Here is a 1,802-nt window from a genome sequence, read left to right as displayed (position 1 = left end):
CCAGCGCCGTGCGGCCACTCAGCGGGCGCGCGTCCTCCAGCCGGTCAAGGATGGCGGCCAGTATGGTTTCGGGTTCCGCCATCCGGCCCGGCCCGGTTTCATTGCACGCCATCCGGCCCACCTCCGGCCCGACGAATTCCACGCCGCGCGCCTTCAGCGTGGCGACATTGGCCTGCGTGGCCGGGTGTTCCCACATGCGCACGTTCATGGCCGGGGCGACCAGAACGGGGGTATCGGTGGCCAGAAGCACGGTGGTGGCCAGGTCATCGGCCAGCCCGGCGGCCATGCGGGCAAGAATATCGGCCGTGGCGGGGCAGACCACGATCAGGTCGCTGCTACGGGACAGGGCGATATGCCCCATCTCGCTTTCATCGGTCAGGGAAAACAGGTCGCTGAACACCCGCTCCCCGCTCAGGGCCTGAAGCGAAAGCGGGGTTACGAATCGGCTTCCCGCCTCCGTTATGACCGGGCGGACGCGGATGTCGCGCTCCCGCAGGCGGCGGATCAGTTCCAGCGCCTTGTAGGCGGCGATTCCCCCGCATACGACCAGCAGGATGGAACGCTCCGCCCGCCGGGTCATCAGATGCGCCAGCCGGAATGGATCGCGGCGATTCCGCCCGAAAGATTCCGGTAGGACACACGCTCAAGCCCGGCCTCGCGCATCATGTCGGCCAGCGTTTCCTGATCGGGGAACATGCGGATGCTTTCCGCCAGGTACTGGTAGCTTTCGCGGTCACCGGCAATGGCGGCGCCCATGCGGGGCAGGACATGGAACGACCAGGCGTCGTAAACCGGGGCGAAGGCCGCGACCTGCACGCGTGAGAACTCAAGGCACAGGAACCGCCCGCCGGGGCGCAGGATGCGCCGGGCCTCGCGCAGGACCTGAAGCTTGTCCGTGCAGTTGCGCAGGCCGAAGGCGATGGAGACCCGGTCAACCGAACAGTCGGCCAGCGGAATGGCCTCGGCGTCCACGGCGATGAAATTGAGACCGGAGACAAGCCCGCGCTCCAGCGCGCGGTTACGCCCCACGGTCAGCATGCTGATATTGATGTCGGACAGGATGGCGGGGCCGCCGCCGCCGCGCAGCCAGCCAAACGAGATGTCGCCCGTGCCGCCCGCAAGGTCGAGCAGCGACAGATCCGGATGCGGCCCAAGTTCGTTGACGAAAATACGCTTCCACGCGCGGTGGATGCCCAGCGACATCACATCGTTCATGACGTCGTATCGGGAGGCGACGCTGTCAAAGACATCGCGGACCAGGGATTTCTTCTCGCGCAACGGGACATCGCGGAAGCCGAAATCTGTGGTATCCGCCTGGCGGTCATCCTGACGGCCTGCGGAAGGGGAGGGATGGTATGGCTGGCTATTGTCGGTCATGATGCACAGATATAACCCCAGATGAGCCGATGCCGGAACTCCCTGAAGTCGAAACTGTGATGCGTGGGATGCGAGTGCATCTTGAAGGTCACACTATTTCCCGCGCCAGCACGCACCATACCGGGCTGCGATGGCCGTTTCCCCCCGGTCTGGCCCAGGCGCTGGCCGGGCGGCGGGTGGATGGATTCGCCCGGCGGGGGAAATATATCCTCATCACGCTTTCGGGTGGCATGGTCATGGTGCTGCATCTGGCATGTCCGGGCGCATCCTGCTGTCGGGACCGGACCCGTCCCGGCCCGATCCGGCCCCCGCGCCGCACGAACATCTGGTCATCGAGACGGCGCAGGGCGCACGCTGCGGTCTGGTTGACCCCCGGCGTTTCGGCATGGTCGATCTCGTGCCGGCGGCCGGGGTGGAAAGTCACC

General features: G+C 66.2%; 2 protein-coding genes and 1 pseudogene. 1 reads left to right on the top strand and 2 read right to left on the bottom strand.

All coding sequences use genetic code 11. The annotated features are described in order from the left end of the window. Both JCM25156_RS15490 and JCM25156_RS15485 read right to left on the bottom strand, forming a co-directional pair. A partial coding sequence (locus tag JCM25156_RS15490) for a flavoprotein (protein ID WP_025813796.1) occupies window positions 1-580 on the bottom strand: 580 nt, incomplete at its 3' end. Continuing rightward, window positions 580-1,377 (bottom strand): class I SAM-dependent methyltransferase, encoded by a 798-nt coding sequence (locus JCM25156_RS15485; RefSeq protein ID WP_025813795.1) that lies wholly within the window; start codon window positions 1,375-1,377, stop codon window positions 580-582. The genes JCM25156_RS15490 and JCM25156_RS15485, both read right to left, overlap by 1 nt. A 29-nt stretch (window positions 1,378-1,406) precedes the next feature. Between JCM25156_RS15485 and JCM25156_RS25160 the strand changes: the two are divergent. Continuing rightward, window positions 1,407-1,802 (top strand): annotated as a pseudogene (locus JCM25156_RS25160) (DNA-formamidopyrimidine glycosylase family protein); the annotation flags it as partial.

The organism is Komagataeibacter kakiaceti JCM 25156, assembly GCF_000613305.1.
Note: the sequence above shows the minus strand (reverse complement) of the source record. Positions and strands in the feature narration are given on the sequence as shown.

Coding starts and splice junctions, on each gene's coding strand:
- JCM25156_RS15485 (WP_025813795.1), bottom strand. CDS start 1,377: ATGACCGACAATAGCCAGCCATACCATCCCTCCCCTTCCGCAGGCCGT.